The organism is Limnobaculum eriocheiris (assembly GCF_021010575.1).
In the GTDB taxonomy this organism is placed as follows: domain Bacteria; phylum Pseudomonadota; class Gammaproteobacteria; order Enterobacterales; family Enterobacteriaceae; genus Limnobaculum; species Limnobaculum eriocheiris.
On the sequence record NZ_JAJNAG010000007.1, the window covers coordinates 1 to 16,896 of the forward strand.

Annotated in this window: 14 protein-coding genes and 2 pseudogenes; 2 read left to right on the forward strand and 14 right to left on the reverse strand. The window is 46.5% G+C overall.

Annotated elements, in window-relative coordinates:
• Together LPW36_RS05240 and LPW36_RS05245 are read right to left on the reverse strand one after the other, a co-directional pair.
• On the reverse strand, positions 1 to 76 hold a 76-nt coding region (locus LPW36_RS05240), incomplete at its 3' end, for an IS1 family transposase (protein WP_338085967.1).
• Between the two features lie 474 nt (positions 77 to 550).
• A pseudogene (locus LPW36_RS05245) lies at positions 551 to 1,201 on the reverse strand (ROK family protein); the annotation flags it as partial.
• 5 nt (positions 1,202 to 1,206) lie between these two features.
• Here LPW36_RS05245 and LPW36_RS05250 point away from each other — a divergent pair.
• Positions 1,207 to 1,329, forward strand: a pseudogene (locus LPW36_RS05250) (MFS transporter); the annotation flags it as partial.
• 204 nt (positions 1,330 to 1,533) lie between these two features.
• Here the strand turns inward: LPW36_RS05250 and eptB are convergent.
• The 9 genes from eptB to LPW36_RS05295 form a co-directional block, all read right to left on the reverse strand.
• Entirely contained in the window at positions 1,534 to 3,189 is a 1,656-nt protein-coding gene (eptB, locus tag LPW36_RS05255; RefSeq protein WP_230608374.1) for a kdo(2)-lipid A phosphoethanolamine 7''-transferase, read from the reverse strand.
• Between the two features lie 154 nt (positions 3,190 to 3,343).
• Complete coding sequence (locus LPW36_RS05260) at positions 3,344 to 3,664, reverse strand: hypothetical protein (protein WP_230608375.1); 321 nt, start codon at positions 3,662 to 3,664, stop codon at positions 3,344 to 3,346.
• A 29-nt stretch (positions 3,665 to 3,693) separates the two neighbouring features.
• Positions 3,694 to 4,455 carry a 2-dehydro-3-deoxy-D-gluconate 5-dehydrogenase KduD gene (gene kduD / locus LPW36_RS05265; protein WP_230608376.1) on the reverse strand — a complete coding sequence of 254 codons (762 nt, stop codon included), beginning with the start codon at positions 4,453 to 4,455 and terminating at the stop codon, positions 3,694 to 3,696.
• Between the two features lie 83 nt (positions 4,456 to 4,538).
• Positions 4,539 to 5,375 (reverse strand): 5-dehydro-4-deoxy-D-glucuronate isomerase, encoded by an 837-nt coding sequence (gene kduI, locus LPW36_RS05270; protein ID WP_230608377.1) that lies wholly within the window; start codon positions 5,373 to 5,375, stop codon positions 4,539 to 4,541.
• A 140-nt stretch (positions 5,376 to 5,515) separates the two neighbouring features.
• Positions 5,516 to 5,959 carry a nuclear transport factor 2 family protein gene (locus LPW36_RS05275; protein ID WP_230608378.1) on the reverse strand — a complete coding sequence of 148 codons (444 nt, stop codon included), beginning with the start codon at positions 5,957 to 5,959 and terminating at the stop codon, positions 5,516 to 5,518.
• 66 nt (positions 5,960 to 6,025) lie between these two features.
• Complete coding sequence (gene kdgT / locus LPW36_RS05280) at positions 6,026 to 7,027, reverse strand: 2-keto-3-deoxygluconate transporter (RefSeq protein ID WP_230608379.1); 1,002 nt, start codon at positions 7,025 to 7,027, stop codon at positions 6,026 to 6,028.
• Between the two features lie 767 nt (positions 7,028 to 7,794).
• The gene (gene acnA, locus LPW36_RS05285) at positions 7,795 to 10,467 is read right to left on the reverse strand and encodes an aconitate hydratase AcnA (protein WP_230608380.1); all 2,673 of its coding nucleotides are present in this window, start codon (positions 10,465 to 10,467) and stop codon (positions 7,795 to 7,797) included.
• A gap of 241 nt (positions 10,468 to 10,708) precedes the next feature.
• Positions 10,709 to 11,713, reverse strand: a complete 1,005-nt coding sequence (locus LPW36_RS05290) for an AI-2E family transporter (protein WP_230608472.1) — start codon at positions 11,711 to 11,713, stop codon at positions 10,709 to 10,711.
• A gap of 141 nt (positions 11,714 to 11,854) precedes the next feature.
• Positions 11,855 to 12,043 (reverse strand): hypothetical protein, encoded by a 189-nt coding sequence (locus LPW36_RS05295; protein WP_230608381.1) that lies wholly within the window; start codon positions 12,041 to 12,043, stop codon positions 11,855 to 11,857.
• Between the two features lie 194 nt (positions 12,044 to 12,237).
• Here LPW36_RS05295 and LPW36_RS05300 point away from each other — a divergent pair, with 194 nt between their 5' ends.
• Positions 12,238 to 12,984: a GntR family transcriptional regulator gene (locus tag LPW36_RS05300; RefSeq protein ID WP_230608382.1), complete on the forward strand. Its 747-nt coding sequence runs from the start codon at positions 12,238 to 12,240 to the stop codon at positions 12,982 to 12,984.
• Positions 12,985 to 13,191: 207 nt separating this feature from the next.
• Here the strand turns inward: LPW36_RS05300 and LPW36_RS05305 are convergent, their stop codons facing one another.
• The 3 genes from LPW36_RS05305 to LPW36_RS05315 all read right to left on the reverse strand — a co-directional run bounded on the left by LPW36_RS05305 (position 13,192) and on the right by LPW36_RS05315 (position 16,527).
• Positions 13,192 to 14,172, reverse strand: a complete 981-nt coding sequence (locus tag LPW36_RS05305) for a PfkB family carbohydrate kinase (protein ID WP_230608383.1) — start codon at positions 14,170 to 14,172, stop codon at positions 13,192 to 13,194.
• Positions 14,159 to 15,181, reverse strand: a complete 1,023-nt coding sequence (locus tag LPW36_RS05310; protein ID WP_230608384.1) for an ADP-ribosylglycohydrolase family protein — start codon at positions 15,179 to 15,181, stop codon at positions 14,159 to 14,161. Before LPW36_RS05310 ends, LPW36_RS05305 begins: the two co-directional genes overlap by 14 nt.
• Before the next feature lie 74 nt (positions 15,182 to 15,255).
• A complete protein-coding gene (locus LPW36_RS05315) occupies positions 15,256 to 16,527 on the reverse strand; it encodes a nucleoside permease (protein ID WP_230608385.1) in 1,272 nt (423 codons plus the stop codon).
• Positions 16,528 to 16,896 lie beyond the last annotated feature (369 nt).

The window sequence follows — 16,896 nt, forward strand, 5'->3', positions numbered from 1 at the left end:
CGGAGGTGGAATGACCGTTTCGGATCACATCACTCGTTTCAGAACAGCGGGGACAAACTACATCAATCTTTGCCATCAATCATCCAAAGGGCGAAGAATACCACAACACTAAATATGCGTCACGACCGCAATAAAGAAAGCGATTGAGTTAAATTTACTAAATTAAGTTAGCTATAGATAAACAGAGTATTTGGGGTATTAAAGTTGTTGTGTAAAATATAAGCAAGTCAGTTGGTGGTTTTGGTAGGGGAAATAAAGTATGAAATCCTGCTCCTTATCATTATGATTTCTAATGATATGCTTTGTATTTCAGCAGAGCACAATTACATTCTTCCCGGAATAAAAGGGAATTCAAAAATTCTATTTTATTGATTTATATAATTATCCCGACATTAGTGTCAGGTATCCTTTTTTCACTACTGATTTGTTATTTTTAAGTCGGAAAATGAAATTCCGATAACATATTAATCTATAAGCTTATTCTTTTTTTTGGATGAAAAATAACCAGGTGATCGCATCTTTTCATCAACCAGAAAATACTCACCAGACGTTAATCGTTCATTTCTTTCAGCGCTTGTTCCACATATAGGTAAGCAATGCCCATCACCTGCTGTTGGCGAGAAAGCTGACCAAAGCTAATATTCGTGGCGTTAATAAATACGGTATCCGTTTGATCAAAAGGATTAAAACCGGTTTGTTCCTGAATCAGCTGTAACCACTCTTTACCAAATCCACAACTGCGTCCGTATAGGTATATTTGATTGATATTTAATATATTTAGAAAATTGTACAGGCTAAGCCCAATGGCGCGGGCGGCTTTATTTACCATACTCCGCACTTCTTCATTTCGCTGATGATAATGTGTAATCAACCATTCTGTGGTGGGGGTTGCTGACGAATTCTGCTCCTGAGTATTCCGGACATAAACTTTGCGCACCTTACGAGCCATTTTCTTTAGGGCGGAAAGAGAAGCGATAGTCTCCAGACAGCCATAACGACCACAATCACACTGGCTGCCATCAGGGTCGATAATGGTGTGTCCTATTTGCCCACTACCATAAAGGCTTCCCCGATAGATCTGGTGGTTAATCACAAATGATGAGCCAATACCGTAATCAACATTAATGACGCAGAAATCCTGACAGTTGTGATGATTCTGCCACTTTTCCGCCATTGCCGGTAACTTTGATGAGTTTGTAATTTACCGCATTGACGCTGGCTCCGGTGACTTGGGTATTACTGTCGGAGATTTTTCCTAACCGCATTCGTGGTATGGCCATGGCGGTAGGCACTTTTTCACTGTGGATCGCCTGTTTCTTACTCACCTATATCTGGAAGCCTTAGAAGATGTACTGAGTGGCGATGCTCAGAGCACGAGAGGCAATACAGAAGAGATGGTTGAGGATAAGTAGGGTAATAAAGATTCAATAACGGATTACTTTAACCACTGATGTACTTCCGGCCGGATACTATGTTTATAGGTACACATGGTATCCGGCCGGAATATTCTCTGAAATTAAAACAGACGCAAGGTTATTGGCTACACCAGTTATTCGCCTGTTTAATTCCGCCATTCGGCGAACTATAACCCAGGCAACCAAGCATTGAGTCAAAGATCTCTTTGTGGTTTAGCGTCGCACCGGTACGTTGTTTGGCTCTCAGTCTTTCAAAAGCATCATAACGTTCTGGCTGTTTTAAAAAACTGTCAGAAGCCCAAACCATAATTGGCACCCGGAATTGCTCTGGTGGTGCCATTTCACGTGGGGTTGCGTGGAAGTGTGCATTATTACTGATGGATTCACCGTGATCGGCAGCATAGAACACCAGCGCATTTTTATCCCGCATTTGTTCAATCACATTAGTAATAAAGGTATCAACATACAGCACGCTGTTATCAAAGGAGTTAATTAACTGCGCTTTGGTACATGAACGGTCAATACCCATACATTCAGGCGTATAGCGCGCAAAACTGGCGGGGTAACGCTGAGAATAAAGATAGTGGGAGCCTTTAGTATGCAGAATCACCAGATGCTTACCGTTAGGGTAGCGCTGTAGTGATTTTTGTAGCTCATTGACTAACAGCATATCGTCAACGGGTTTGCCATTGTTGCGCTTCTCTGAGGCGATGGTTTCACGGAACTGATAGTCGTTAACATTGGTATCGTTATAAAACCACAGTTCACTTTGCATAGCGAAAAGCTCAGAGGTAAAACCTAATGACTTCATTACTGAAAAGACGTTTTTCTCTTGTAATGTGCGCTGGGCATTATCTTTAGTTCCTCCTTCACGTACAAACATGCAGAGTAAAGAGAGCTTGGTTGCCGTATCGCAAGACTTACCTTTAAACATCAGGAGATTATTTTCTTTCTCCATTTTAGGGGTGGTCTGACGGTAGTAACCCAACATACCCATATGATCCCAGCGGGTGGTTTCTCCGATGATAAACACCACATAGGTACTGTCGATATCAGCCGGAGGAACATAGGTGAATTGTTTAGCGGGATCGAACAGATCCTGTGTATTCTGATTGCCCTCAACTTTGGTATAAGCAAATAAACCGAGCGCTGCCAGCCAGTTAGAAGGAAGGTAAGAGTGTGCCACTATGCCACCATAGCTTGGCAGGTCCGTATTTGACTGTGTTTCTTCGTTTTTTTGCACATAGCCTTGCAGATGAAGCGGTAACCAGACTAACACCGCGGCTATCAGCAAGATCGCTAATGGTTTCCTGCGCTGGCCGGGCGTTTTGAGCTGCTCCATCAGAGTATGGTGTAAGTTATTTTTCCAGATCAGCAACAGCGGTAGGGCGCTAACCAGTACCATCCATAAAATTAAATGCCAGCCAATGGACTCTTTGTTCATATCCATATCGGTGGTGAGCACTGATATCACGACACCATAGCCAATGACCACATTGAAGAAAATCATGTAGTAGCTGGCCGCAACGGATATTAATACAAACAACGTAGCTGTTATGCGATAAAACAGTTTTCCCCCCAGCGATAGCAGACGCATAAGGAAAAAGGTAAAAAGAACGATAACCAGAATTTCGGTAGCGGCTTCGATGACTTTATCAAAACTTAAGCTATGGCTGAAACGACGGTAAAATACTGAAAGGTTAAGAAATATACCAATATAAATGGCTAATATTAAAGATATTTTTTGTTGTGATAGCGTTTTGAGTCTGTTCATAAAGTTGATGTATCGGTTTGGCTCATCAGGTTAGTTTTGTTATGGTCAAACAGTGTATAGAAAAATTCGTGCAATTAAATTTTTTATTATTAATAACAATATGTTGTAAGTTAATGTGTTGGTGAGTTTATATAAATATTTCAGTCTGTTAACTTTAAGACATTAATGAAATAGCCATACTGGTTAACATCGTTATTTCCTGATTACAGAGAGCGGATACCTGAAAGTGTGGCTTGCCGACACGACAGGCGTTGGTATTAAACCGATCAAAAACGGTCTGCTCCGTTGCCAGTGTTTTTTGCCATAAAGCGGGTGTTGCCAGTAGTAAGGCCAATAAGAAGATTCTTAGCATGATGATTTCAGCATTGTGTCGGGTTGAATAGAAAGGGTGGGAGATTTTAGGGGACAAAAATACAGGAGAAAAGGGGCAAGAAAGAATATCACCTTCGCCAATAAAAAAGGGGTGCTGGTGCACCCCAAAATCCTACAGAGAGAAGGTGGAACTTAGCGCGCTAACCAGCCGCCATCAACGGCAATAGTGTAGCCATTGATATAGTCAGAAGCAGGGGAAGAGAGGAATACCGCCGGGCCCATCAGATCGTCAGGTAAGCCCCAACGACCAGCAGGGATACGGTCCAGAATTTCAGCGCTACGGCTTTCGTCCGCACGTAACTGCTGAGTATTGTTGGTTGCCATATAGCCAGGCGCGATGGCGTTAACGTTAATACCGTGTTTTGCCCACTCGTTAGCCAGCAGACGGGTCACTCCCATTACGGCACTTTTCGATGCAGTATAAGAAGGAACGCGAATACCACCCTGATAAGAGAGCATTGATGCGATATTGATGATTTTTCCACCGTGGCCCTGCTTGATAAATTGGCGGGCAACCGCCTGTGACATAAAGAAGACGGTTTTGATGTTGAGGTTCATCACATCGTCCCAGTTCTTTTCGGTGAAATCGATGGCATCTTCACGACGAATAATACCGGCATTGTTAACCAGAATGTCGATTTTACCGTATTCGGCCAGCGCTTTTTCCAGCAGGCCGGGAATGCATTCAATGCTACTCAGATCGGCTGTCAGGCTTAAGAAACGACGACCCAGTGCTTTTACTTTCTCGATAGTTTCGGTTGGTTCGGTGATGTTTACACCAACGATGTCACAGCCAGCCTGTGCCAGACCTAACGCCATACCCTGACCCAAACCGGTATCACAACCGGTTACCATCGCTATTTTACCTTTCAAATTGAAAGAATCTAAAATCATGACAATATCTCCCTGGTGGGCAGCCTTAAGGTTGCCCATTTTGATATAGAAGCGGCCGGCATCACCGGCTGATAACAGATGAATTAACGGATATCTTTGATCTTCACATGGTCCATATCATCATAGGTTTGGTTTTCACCAATCATGCCCCAGATGAAGGTATAGTTTTTCGTACCCACGCCGGAGTGAATTGACCAGCTTGGTGAAAGTACGGCCTGCTCGTTGTGTACCAGAATATGACGGGTTTCTTGTGGCTGGCCCATCATGTGGAATACGGCATTTTCTTCGTCAATATTGAAGTAGAAATAGGCTTCCATACGACGCTCATGGGTATGAGTTGGCATCGTGTTCCATAAGCTACCTTCCGCCAGCTTGGTTAAACCCATGCTTAACTGACAGGTTTCTACTACTTCAGGGATCAGGTATTTGTTAATGGTACGCAGGTTACTGGTTTCCGGGCTACCTACAGTCATTGGGGTGACATCGGCGCGGGTGATCAGTTTGGTAGGATAAGCCATATGGGCCGGTGCACAGTTATAGTAGAACTTGGCTGGTTTAGCGGCATCAACACTGTTGAAAATCACCTCTTTTGCGCCTTTACCAATATAGATAGCTTCTTCATTACCTATTTCATAACGGGTACCGTCAACGGTAATAACCCCTGTGCCACCGATGTTAATCGCACCAAATTCACGGCGCTCAAGGAAGTAACTCACACCCAGTTGTTTACCCACTTCAGTACCGATAGTCACGCTCTTGCTGACCGGCATGATGCCACCGACGATGATGCGATCGATGTGGCTATAAGTCATGGTGTATTGGTCCGCTTCAAAGATTTTCTCAATCAGGAATTCGCGGCGTAGTTCAGTGGTATCCAGTTTTTTAGCGTGATCGCTGTGAATACTTTGACGAACTTGCATATCAGAACCTCTTTAACAAAATGAATAACAAGGATTATCTGTCTCATCTCCGCCATGCGAAGGCTAATCCACTGTCTTTATCAGGAATCAATCCTGTTAGTGTAGCCGCCATTTAAAACCATGGCGGCCCCCTGTCATGCTTATTGTGGCTGTGGAAGTTTATAAGCCTGGCGGGCTAACAGTTTCCAGTCGCCGGCTTTATCCTTTTTCCATACCTGCATGACGCCAATTTTAACTTCACCGGGCTTACCGCTGTCGTTGGTTTTGGCTTCAAAAATGTGTCGAACCACTGCGACATCACCATCTACGTTAACCGTCTGGTCATTCAGGTTTAGCGTCACAAAGCTGGATTTGCCGGTAACAATAGCGTCGACAAATTCGGCATTATTCTCAACGCGACCGCTGGAGTGGCCGTAACTGAGGTTTGGCGCGCCTACTTTTTCCAGCTCGGATTTCTTAGCGCTTAACATCGCCTGACGCATATTCTCGACCGCATTATTTACGGCTGTAACATCGGTACTTTGAGCAAAGCATGTACCGCTGATTAACAATGAGAACAGTGCTGCACCTAGTATTTTTTTCATGTTTCTTATCCCGTATCCTTGATTAAATAACCCAGAGTTCAAAACAACGTAGATAGTGCGTAAATCTTAAGCTTTGTCGGTAATGGCTGTGGTTTCGGCTTCAGCTTTTTGTGTTGCAGTCTTATTACCCATGCGTTTTGCCCACATGGCGGTAATAATTGGCACCAGAACCGAAGTCACGATAACTGAAGTTGCGACCAGTGCGGTGGCAGCAGGAGCAACAGGCTTAAATTGAGGTAGCATTTCTGCAATCAGTACCGGCGTGGCAACCGCAGCACCTGCGGTACTTGAAGCCGCAACCCCGGCGGTTCCGTTACCCCCACCGATAAACTTGTCGGCAATAATCAGTGGAATACCGGTGACAATAATAACCCCTACGCCTAACAGAATACCTAACAGACCGGTTTCCAGAATCACGCCCAGATTAATGGTGTTACCTAAGGCGAAGGCAAAGAATGGAATCAGCGTGTGTACCGCTTTGCTGAAGAATTCACGCAGTTCAGGATCCAGGTTACCCAGCGCGAAGCCAATCAGGAATGGCAGAACCGCACCAACGAAAGCTTGTGGTTCGAATGAAGCAATACCTGCGGTACCCAGAATAATCATGGTCATTAACGGACCCGATTCAATGGACATCAGTACGAATGCACCGGCTTCTTCCTTTGAGCCATACTGCTGCATGATAGAGGCGTACAGGCCACCGTTAGTCATATCCATCGCGGCAACCAATGCCAGCGTAGACATACCGGCGAAAAAGCCTACTTCAACACCGTATTCAGGAATGATTTGTGATGCAATAGCTGCAACCACCCAGGCGGTAGCAATTTTCGTAATAACCAGTGTACCGGACTTACGTAATACGGTGCCCGTTGCGCTCAGTTGTATGGATGCCCCCATACAGAAGAACCAGACAGCCAGAATTGGCACGGTACCTGTGATTAAACCGTTAGTAAATGAACCAAAATATTTACCCGCGCCAGGAGACAGGGTATGGCAAATAGCACCTAAGAACAGAGGAACCAGCATCAATCCGCCAGGGATTTTGTCAATTGCCTGTTTGATTTTCATATTATTTCCACCTAGTCAGTAAGTTATTTCCAATAACGATAAGTGCATAATTGATATCGTTGCTGAATAAAACAAAAAGTATCCTGTGATCACGCAATAATTACAGTGAGTATTATTGTGTGGCTCAATATTTTTTAATTTAAGTAGTTGCGACTGCTCTTTTAAGATAGTTTCAGAGAATATCCCAGTTTTAGTCAGGGTTTATACCCGCCTGATTTATCTTTTCTATTAGTGAATAGGTTTTAGTTAAGAGTAGTTGGCTCCTTATGGCGCTATTGGTTCCAATAATTAAAAGTAAATGAAATCGGTTAATGTTTTCTGTGATACTTAATTCTCGAAATAAATTATTCCATTGATAGTAAAGGGTTTATTTTATTTTTTTGTTTTGATTTGGCTTCGAGGTGCCGCTTTTGTTGATGCAATCCTAGCTAATTATGATGGTGGTTAGCTGTGATCTGAGTCATACAAATTATATTTTGTTTGTAAATATGAAACATCGTTTCAAAATTATAACTACGTTATTTCACAAAAATCAGTCTGGCGTGCTGGTGCTATCTGTAATGTGCTGGTTTTGTGATTTTTTTATCCGCTGATAAAAAATGAAAGGTTATAAGTCAGAATTTTTTTAAGTTGAATTGATTCTAAAGCGTGTGAATTGTCGTATGTGCGATTATTTCATTTGCTCAATAAAATGGTCAGCTAAAGTTTTAGTTGGTACGGAAGGGGAGCAACATCCATGTTGCTCGTACTGCTTTCGGTTGCGGTAACTACAGCATTTTTCTAATCACATAATGCAAAATACCGCCGTTTTGGTAATAGGTAAGTTCATTACCGGTATCAATACGGCAGCGGGTATTAATAATGTCATGGTGACCATCGGAGTGGGTGATAACGACCGTAACGGTTTGACCCGGTAGTAGGGTTGCCAATCCGGTAACGGTGATCGTTTCGTCTCCGGTTAAACCCAAAGATTTACGCGTAACGCCCGGCGCAAACTCCAGCGGTAAAATCCCCATACCAATCAGGTTAGAGCGGTGGATACGTTCAAAAGATTCGGCAATGACCACACGAACACCCAGCAGCATCGGCCCTTTTGCCGCCCAATCACGGCTGGAGCCGGAACCATACTCTTTGCCAACAATCACTGCCAGCGGCACATGGTCTTGCTGGTAACGCATTGCGGCATCGTAAATGGGCAGGGTTTCTTTGGTTGGAACGTAACGGGTAAAACCCCCTTCAACCCCGGGTACCATTTCATTGCGAATGCGAATATTGGCAAAAGTGCCGCGCATCATCACTTCGTGATTACCCCGGCGTGAGCCGTAAGAGTTAAAGTCTTTAGCCTCAATGCCGTGATTGTTAAGATAGATTCCCGCCGGGCTGTTAGCCTTTATATTCCCTGCCGGAGAGATGTGGTCCGTGGTGACGGAGTCTCCCAGCAGCGCCAGAATGCGGGCATCATGAATATCCTGTACCGCTTCAGGTGTTGCCTGCATAGTGGTAAAGAATGGGGGATGACGTATGTAAGTTGAATCTTCCTGCCAGCGGTAGGTTTGTGATGCTTCGACTTTAATGGATTGCCACTCTTCATCACCATCAAACACTTCCGCATACTCTTTGCGGAACATCGCTGCGGTAACCCCTTCAACCGCCTGAGCGATTTCATGGGAAGAGGGCCAGATATCTTTCAGATAGACGGGATTTCCCTGTTTATCCTGTCCCAACGGATCCTGAGACAAATCAACGTTCATATTACCCGCCAGCGCGTAGGCCACCACCAGTGGTGGAGAGGCCAGCCAGTTAGTTTTCACCAGCGGATGGATGCGGCCTTCAAAGTTACGGTTACCGGACAGCACGGCTCCAACGGTCAGATCCCCTTGTTTGATCGCCTCTTCAATTGGCGCTAGCAGCGGGCCGGAGTTACCAATACAGGTAGTACAGCCATAGCCAACCAGATTAAATCCCAGCGTTTCCAGATAGGGCGTCAGCCCTGCCGCATTCAGATAGTCAGTGACCACTTTAGAACCGGGAGCCAGAGAGGATTTAACCCACGGCTGGCGTTGTAAACCTTTCTCCACCGCTTTTTTCGCCAGCAATCCGGCCGCCAGCATCACGCCGGGGTTGGAGGTATTGGTACAGGACGTGATAGCGGCAATCGCGACGGCTCCCTGTTTCAGAGCAAAAGTATTCTCCTTCAGGGTGACGGGTACCTGCTCGGTACGCGGCGTTCGCGCAGTGGTGTCTAACTGAGTGTAGGCTGCAAAAGCCTGTTTGACGGCGCTTAATGTTACTCTGTCCTGAGGGCGTTTAGGGCCAGCCAGACTGGCTTCTACGCTGGATAAATCCAGTGACAGAGTACTGGTGAATACCGGTTCATCACCGGGATAGCGCCATAGCCCCTGCGCTTTACAATAGGCTTCAACCAGCGCAATTTGCTGTTCACCCCGACCGGACAGACGCATATAGCGCAATGTCTCTTCATCAACCGGGAAGAAGCCACAGGTAGCACCAAATTCCGGTGACATATTGCCGATGGTGGCACGGTCTGCCAGCGTCAGGCGCGCCAGCCCGTCACCATAGAATTCAACAAATTTGCCCACGACACCGTGCTGGCGCAGCATTTGGGTGACGGTTAGCACCAGATCGGTAGCGGTAATGCCTTCACGCAGCTGTCCGGTTATTTTGAAGCCAACCACATCAGGGATCAGCATTGAAACCGGCTGGCCCAACATGGCTGCTTCAGCTTCAATACCGCCAACGCCCCAGCCCAGAATACCCAAACCGTTAATCATCGTGGTATGAGAGTCGGTACCGACCAGAGTATCCGGATAGACCATCAGTTTGTCGTCCTGCTGCTCCTGCCAGACCGTTTGCCCCAGATACTCCAGATTGACCTGATGGCAAATGCCGGTACCCGGCGGCACCACGCGGAATCGATTGAAGGCTTTTTGCCCCCAGCGCAAAAAGGCGTATCGCTCATGGTTACGTTGCATTTCCAGCATAACGTTGGTGGTGAAGGCTCGGGCGTTAGCGTAATCATCCACGGTGACCGAGTGGTCAATCACCAGATCGGCGGGTGAGAGAGGGTTAACCTTACTGGCATCACCCCCAAGGCGATGAACGGCTTCCCGCATAGCGGCCAGATCGACAATGGCCGGAACGCCGGTAAAATCCTGCATTAATACCCGCGCCGGGCGATAGGCGATTTCACGGTCCGCATGGCCGCTCTCCAGCCACTTAACCAGTTCAGCCAGATCGGCTTCCTGTACCGTGTCGCCGTCGATAAAGCGCAGTAGGTTCTCTAATAGAACTTTAAGAGATTTAGGCAGGCGCTGGATATCGCCTAATTGGGCCGCGGCTTTCAACAGGCTGTAATAGTGATATTTCTGTTGGCCGACGGTTAGGATATCAAGGCTCTGTTGACGTAGATCAGATGACATAGCTCCTCCATTAATTACCGATATTGCTGGCATCCGCCAGTCGTTATTTTTGAAGTGCTGCCTGGCTGTATTAAAGATAACACAAATATTTCACAACATTTGATTAACATTTGTAAAGTTCGGTGGGGTTATTAATGAGGCAGGGGAAACAACAGACTCGGGAAAATCAGGGGAAAAAATCCACGGTGTAAAGACAAAACGTCGGGCAGACCTTTTTGATGGAATAGCTAAGGACAAGCCCTTATTTACCATCTCCCAGCATAACAGCCAGCCGCTGCCCTGAAGGGGTCGCTTCCAGCATGATTTTCGCCACAATGGTCAGGGGAACAGAGAGTAGCATCCCTACCGGTCCCAGTAACCAACCCCAAAATATGAGCGAAAGGAAAACCACTAAAGTGGACAAGCCCAACCCCCGGCCCATGACCCGCGGCTCGACGACATTACCAATCAGGATATTAACCATGGTAAAGCAGGCGGTTACAATCAGCGCATCGGACAGTCCGCTGAACAACAGGGTTTGTAACACCGGTGGAATGGCGGCAATCACTGAACCAATGTTAGGTATATAGTTAAGCAAAAAGCCCAAAGCGCCCCAAAGCAGAGCATATTTAACATCAAGAATTGACAGAAACAGCCAGATAATCAGTCCGGTTGCTACACTGGTGGCAGTCTTGATAGTTATATAGCGACTGATACTATCCAGTGCGGCCTGAATTCCCAACATTCCTTGCTGTGAATTATTCAGCGCTTTTCCTAACTTGCCGGGAAGGGTCTGAACTTCCAGCAGCATAAAAACCACGGTCATCAGCAACAAAAAGATATTGGTCATCATGCCGGAAAAACCCGACAACATACGGGTAATAAAGCTAACCAACGCGCCGGGATCGAAATACTGCATTAACTCTTCATTAGAGATATGAATATTAACCTGTGCCGCATAGGTCTGAAAGGTACGTAAGTGTTCACTAATTGGGCCGCGATACTGGGGCAGGGTACGGGTAAATTCATTCAGGGAAGAGCCCAACAGGCTGACGGCCATAAACATACCGATCATGATGGCAACAATAATAATTAACACTGAAAGTACCGAAGGTATTCGCCAGCGCGCCATCATGCGTACCAGAGGATAGAGAACAATGGACAAGAAAAGTGCCAGCAAAAAAGGAACCACAATTTGAGAGGCTGCTTTAATACCGGATAAAATAATTACCACTGAGGCCAGCATTAGCAGGGTACGTAACCCCATAGTGGATAAATCAGTTTTCAATCCTGTTTCTCTTCTGTCATTGGCAAATCGAACGCTATTATGACACAAATCAGATAATCCCACCCGTTTGATGATTTTGCTGCGTTATCGCTGGGTATTGCTGGTTTTTGTCGTCATTTGTTAGCCGGATAGCTTAATTAATCGAACCTGATAGTCCGCCAGCCTCTCTGCCACTGCTTCCCCTGTGCCATAGCTGGCACCGGTAATCAGAATAGTTTTGTTTTGCAGATAGTGACTTAGCGCGGATTTATCTGGTTGGCGATAGGGGAAGAGCAGGTATTTAGTTAATACGGAGGTGCGAGTATTCATTCATCCAGTTCCATAACTTTCCCTGACAATAATCCAATAGGCTGACAGAAATAACACGATGAAACCATTTTCTCAATCAGGGGTGTGTGTGAATAAAAGCATGCCGATAAATTCAGAGTGAGTATAATGGAGATACTTCAACTGAAAAAATAGTAATTTATTATTTTTCAACTAATTACTCTGGGCTGACTGAGATGAATAACACACACGCGACGTTGATTAAACAACTCTGTGAGCGTATTGCAGAGCCAGATAATACGCCGTTATACCTGAAGTTTGCTGAAACGGTCAAAATGGCAGTGCGTACTGGTATTTTGCCGCCGGGAAATATTCTGCCCGGTGAGCGTGACTTAAGTCAGTTAACCGGAGTGTCGCGAATCACCGTGCGTAAAGCTATGGAGACGCTGGATGAGCAGGGCGTAGTTATTCGTTCCCGCGGTTTTGGTACTCTAATTAGCGATAAGTTTGAATATTCATTGAAAGAAGCTAAGGGTTTTTCTCAACAGATAGAACTACAAGGGAAAAGGCCAAATACGCTGTGGATTAATAAGAGTATTGTGGATTGCCCGGATGAGGTTGCCGGACAGTTAAAAATTCCGGCTAACAGCCAGGTATTTATGCTTAAGCGTATTCGTTATGTGGATGAAGACCCGGTTTCTATTGAAGAGTCCTACGTTCCGCTAGAGTTAATCAAAAATGCCGATGATATCGGTATGTCGCTGTATGACTACTTTCGCAGTCAGAACATTATTCCTCAGCACACCAAAAGCAAAGTCAGTGCCCGTATGCCGGACGTTGAATTTCAGTCACATATTAAGCTGGATAGTGCGGTACCGGTGCTGGTGATTAAGCAGGTGGTGTTTGATCATCTGAATCGGCTGATTGAGTATAGTATTAATTTGTGCCGTAGTGATATGTATGTTTTTGTTTCGGAAGAATGATTTTTGGTCTGTGTTTATTTCGTCCACTAATAGTTATAGTGTCTGGATTTACAGCTGTGCGAGTGGCCGGGCAGGGAGGCATTACGGCGAATGCCCCCTGCACCCCCTGCGTCCATGCGGGGTGTGCTGGCCTCTCTGAGTCGTCAACTGAATTCCAGTGCTCTTTGGGAAGAGCAAAGATTAAGGACTAAAGGGCTGCTTTGTTGATCAAATATATTGTTTAAGATATTCCGATAACTCGGCTACCGATGGTGCGCAGTCGCCGCCGCGGTGGCTGACGACGTAAGAGGCAACGGCATTGCCCAGGGTGACTGCGTCAGGCAGTGACCAGCCAGAGGACAGGGCGGCGAGTACTCCGCCTGCGTGGCTGTCGCCGGCGCCGATAGTGTCGACTACCTGTGCGGCGAACGGTTTAACCCAGCCTTTTTGTTTAGCGTCGTGATAACAGGCACCCTCTTTATCGACACGAATAATTAACGGACAACCGTAGCGGCAGAACCAGTCTTCTGTCAGCGTTTCGGCACTCAGAACAGAAGTATGGCCGGATAGTCGGGCATTCATCAGTTCGGCTTCCTGACGATTGAGAGAGACCATTGGCTTGAGGGCCATCAGGCGCGCCAGTTGCTGTTCTGATATATCTTCAATACGCGGGCCAAAATCGATAAACAGATTAATACTGCTTTCCAATGACTCCAGCCAGTCAACCAGCACTTCTCCGGTGACAGAGGCTAACTGGTAGCCAGAGAGGTAGACTAAGGTATCTGGCTGGAGTTTAAGACGACTCAGAATTTCTCTGTCCCACTGGTTTTCCACACCGCTGACGGACAGAAAGGTGCGTTCACCGTCGGGTTCGACTAATGCCAGGCACCAGCCGTTATCACCTTTGTCGGTTTCCAGTGCGGAAACGATGCCTTTCTCATTCAGAGTTTTACGAATAATATCGGCCCAGATTCCTTGCCCCATCGGCAAAGCGTTAAGGGAGGATAGTCCTAATCGATGCAGGGTGATGGCGATATTCAATGCACAACCCCCCACATTGACACCTTGCTGGTGTAGTTCAATATCACTGCCACGGTGGGGCAGTGAATAGGCATCGGCAATGACATCAATCACTGCGGCACCAATCACACAAATTGGGCGCTGGTTAATTAACGATGGAAGTCGATTTTTTAGTTCAGCGGCGTTCATAAGCGGTCTCCCTTTGGTGACGAAGCTGGATAAAGGCCTGACTGTAGTGAGTGAAATCCAACTGATTGGCCCGATCTAACTGCTGTTTTAACTGCGGATCAATACGCTCAATTCCGTGTAAGGCTCCGCAAATGGCGGTTGCCATCGCACCAATGGTATCCGTATCACCGCCGAGGTTGGCACACAGAATGGCGCAGCGGTTAGGATCGGTTTGCGCCAGTTCAACCATTGCGATAGCCGCAGGTACGGATTCAATGGTACTGGTGCCGGCTCCGACTAACCGATAAATCTGTTCCATCCCTTGCTCAACGCCTTCTGCCCGCCTGGCGGTGTGTAATGCCAGCTCGATTCTGGCCGCCATTGAAGCGCTAAAGGTGGTGATATGCTTTTCCTGTGCCGCTTTGGCTACCGCAGGAAGCTGATCGCAAATTTGTGACCAATTGGCACCATCAATCGCCTTAGAAATTGCCCAAGCCACGGCCACGGCACCGGCAATAGCCACGTCAGACTTATGGGTTGGGCTGGAGGCTTTGGCCACATCGGCGATAAAATCATCCAGCGAATGGGTTGGTAGCAGGCAGCCAAGAGGCGAAACCCGCATGGCGGCACCGTTGGTGACGCCATTATTCTCTAATTGCTCAATGGGCGTGCCCTGTTTAATGGCATTAAGTGCAATCTTGGAGGTTGGGCCCAGGACGTTTTTATTAAAGGCGTCAAACTTCTCTGCCCAGCTCATAATATTACGACCAATAACCGCAGGCTCAATGTCCCCTTTGCATTCAATGATGGCATCTGCCAGCGCCAGCGCCATTGAGGTATCATCAGTAAATTCGGCGGTATTAAAGTAGCAGGCGGCGTTGTTTTCTGCCGGTCCCGGTAAAAAACGATCTATCCAGCCAAAATAGGATTTGACCCGAGAACGAGGCCACAACTCCGAGGGCATGCCCATTGCGTCGCCCAAAGCCTGGCCATAGAAGGCACCTAAAATGCGGTTCTCTTTATTCATCATAAACCCTTAATATTGACTTTATTACTGTACCGCGGAATTCACTGGCTGAAGACCGCGGCGGATAACACTATCTATTATGCTTCGGCTGATTTGGCGTCTTGTGCCACGACGTCAATGGTTTTGATTTCGCCGTCGGATTCTCTGAAGAACAGCATAAACAGGATGGTAATCACCACAATCATGATGGCTCCAAAGCCCCACATGCCTGCCCAGTTAAACGTTTGTCCGTTAACCGGCTCGGCGTAGGCAAACATTTTTTCCATCATTTGACCGCCTAAACGGTAGCCTAACAGGCTGCCGAAGCCCTGACAGCAAAGGGTAATCAGCCCCTGAGCGGCGGCGCGCATATGTACCGGCGCTTTTTTATCAACATAGATATAAGCGGTGACGTAGTAGAAGTCGTAGCTCACACCGTGCAGCAGAATACCGAGGAATAGCAGGCCATAAGTGAAGATATGGTCGGCACCACCATAAACGAAGAAACCATAGCGGATAGCCGCAGTGATCAGGCCAAGTAATAGCACTTTTTTGATGCCAAAACGCTTGGTAAAAAACGGTAACGCCAGCATAAAGAAGATTTCAGAGAACTGGCCCAGCGTCATCCAGCCGGTGGCATTCTTCATACCCACTTCGGTCAGGTAACCATTGGCAAAGATGTAGTAGAAAGCCAGCGGCATAGCGAACAGGAATGAACAGAAGAAGAACACCAGAAAGTTGCGATCTTTCAACAGAACGATTGCATCCAGCCCCAGCATCACCTTCATACTCATCTTACCGGTACTCTTCGGCGGCGTATTTGGCAACATCAGAGCAAATACCCCCAGCAGCGCAGAGCTGGCAGCGGTAATCAACAGAGGAATATTGCTGGCAGAAATATCGCCATAGCCCAGCATTCCCGGTAAGAAACCACACACCAGACCAGAGGCAATCCAGCCGATAGTGCCCATGACCCGAATACGTGGGAACTGACGCTCTACATCATCGACGTTAGAAAACGCAATGCTGTTGGTGAGCGCAATTGTTGGCATATAGGTTAATGAATAGGCCAGCAGCAACGGGAAGAAGGTACTGAACTGGGTTTGTTGTGCTGCCAGCCACATTAGTATGGCTCCGGCAAACATCAATACGGCCAGTACTTTCTGTGCCGCGAAGAAGCGGTCAGTGATGGATCCCACCAAAATAGGGGAGAGAATGGCGGCTATTGCCGTACAGGCGTAGGACCAGCCGATTTCTGTTGGCGTAAAGCCGCTTGAGTTCAGGAAAAGCCACAGAGGTACAAACCAGGCTCCCCATATAAACCATTCAATGAACATCATGAATGAGAGTTTTGCTATTGTTTTATTCATGTTTCAGTCCTTTCATGATACTGCGTAGGTTAGGTAGTGCTTACCACGACAATACCACTTGATAATACCTTTACAATACCTTTGTTTGAAAACCTTGAGCCAGGTAACATTGTTGCAGACCATATAGGGGGTGAATTTCCTCACCAGCGATGAATTATCTGGTAACAGTGTTGTTGGCAGCAAGGCTGAAAGAGTGGTTTCAGTTTCAGGCGGATAACTTAATATATTTTAAAGTTTTTTTTGCAAAGAAAAGATCAGCGCAGCGCTAAAGTCATTGAATATCCCATAGGTTAACTACAGAATTGTGTAACTTCCATCAGTGAAGAAATGATTTTTTTAAACAGCCAGTAACATCTCATGCTGAAAAAA

What these genes read in the sequence shown, in the direction of transcription:
- eptB (WP_230608374.1), bottom strand. Translation starts at nt 3,189, where the DNA reads ATGAACAGACTCAAAACGCTATCACAACAAAAAATATCTTTAATATTA.
- kduD (WP_230608376.1), bottom strand. Translation starts at nt 4,455, where the DNA reads ATGATTTTAGATTCTTTCAATTTGAAAGGTAAAATAGCGATGGTAACC.
- kduI (WP_230608377.1), bottom strand. Translation starts at nt 5,375, where the DNA reads ATGCAAGTTCGTCAAAGTATTCACAGCGATCACGCTAAAAAACTGGAT.
- LPW36_RS05275 (WP_230608378.1), bottom strand. Translation starts at nt 5,959, where the DNA reads ATGAAAAAAATACTAGGTGCAGCACTGTTCTCATTGTTAATCAGCGGT.
- kdgT (WP_230608379.1), bottom strand. Translation starts at nt 7,027, where the DNA reads ATGAAAATCAAACAGGCAATTGACAAAATCCCTGGCGGATTGATGCTG.
- acnA (WP_230608380.1), bottom strand. Translation starts at nt 10,467, where the DNA reads ATGTCATCTGATCTACGTCAACAGAGCCTTGATATCCTAACCGTCGGC.
- LPW36_RS05290 (WP_230608472.1), bottom strand. Translation starts at nt 11,713, where the DNA reads ATGGGGTTACGTACCCTGCTAATGCTGGCCTCAGTGGTAATTATTTTA.
- LPW36_RS05295 (WP_230608381.1), bottom strand. Translation starts at nt 12,043, where the DNA reads ATGAATACTCGCACCTCCGTATTAACTAAATACCTGCTCTTCCCCTAT.
- LPW36_RS05300 (WP_230608382.1), top strand. Translation starts at nt 12,238, where the DNA reads ATGAATAACACACACGCGACGTTGATTAAACAACTCTGTGAGCGTATT.
- LPW36_RS05305 (WP_230608383.1), bottom strand. Translation starts at nt 14,172, where the DNA reads ATGAACGCCGCTGAACTAAAAAATCGACTTCCATCGTTAATTAACCAG.
- LPW36_RS05310 (WP_230608384.1), bottom strand. Translation starts at nt 15,181, where the DNA reads ATGATGAATAAAGAGAACCGCATTTTAGGTGCCTTCTATGGCCAGGCT.
- LPW36_RS05315 (WP_230608385.1), bottom strand. Translation starts at nt 16,527, where the DNA reads ATGAATAAAACAATAGCAAAACTCTCATTCATGATGTTCATTGAATGG.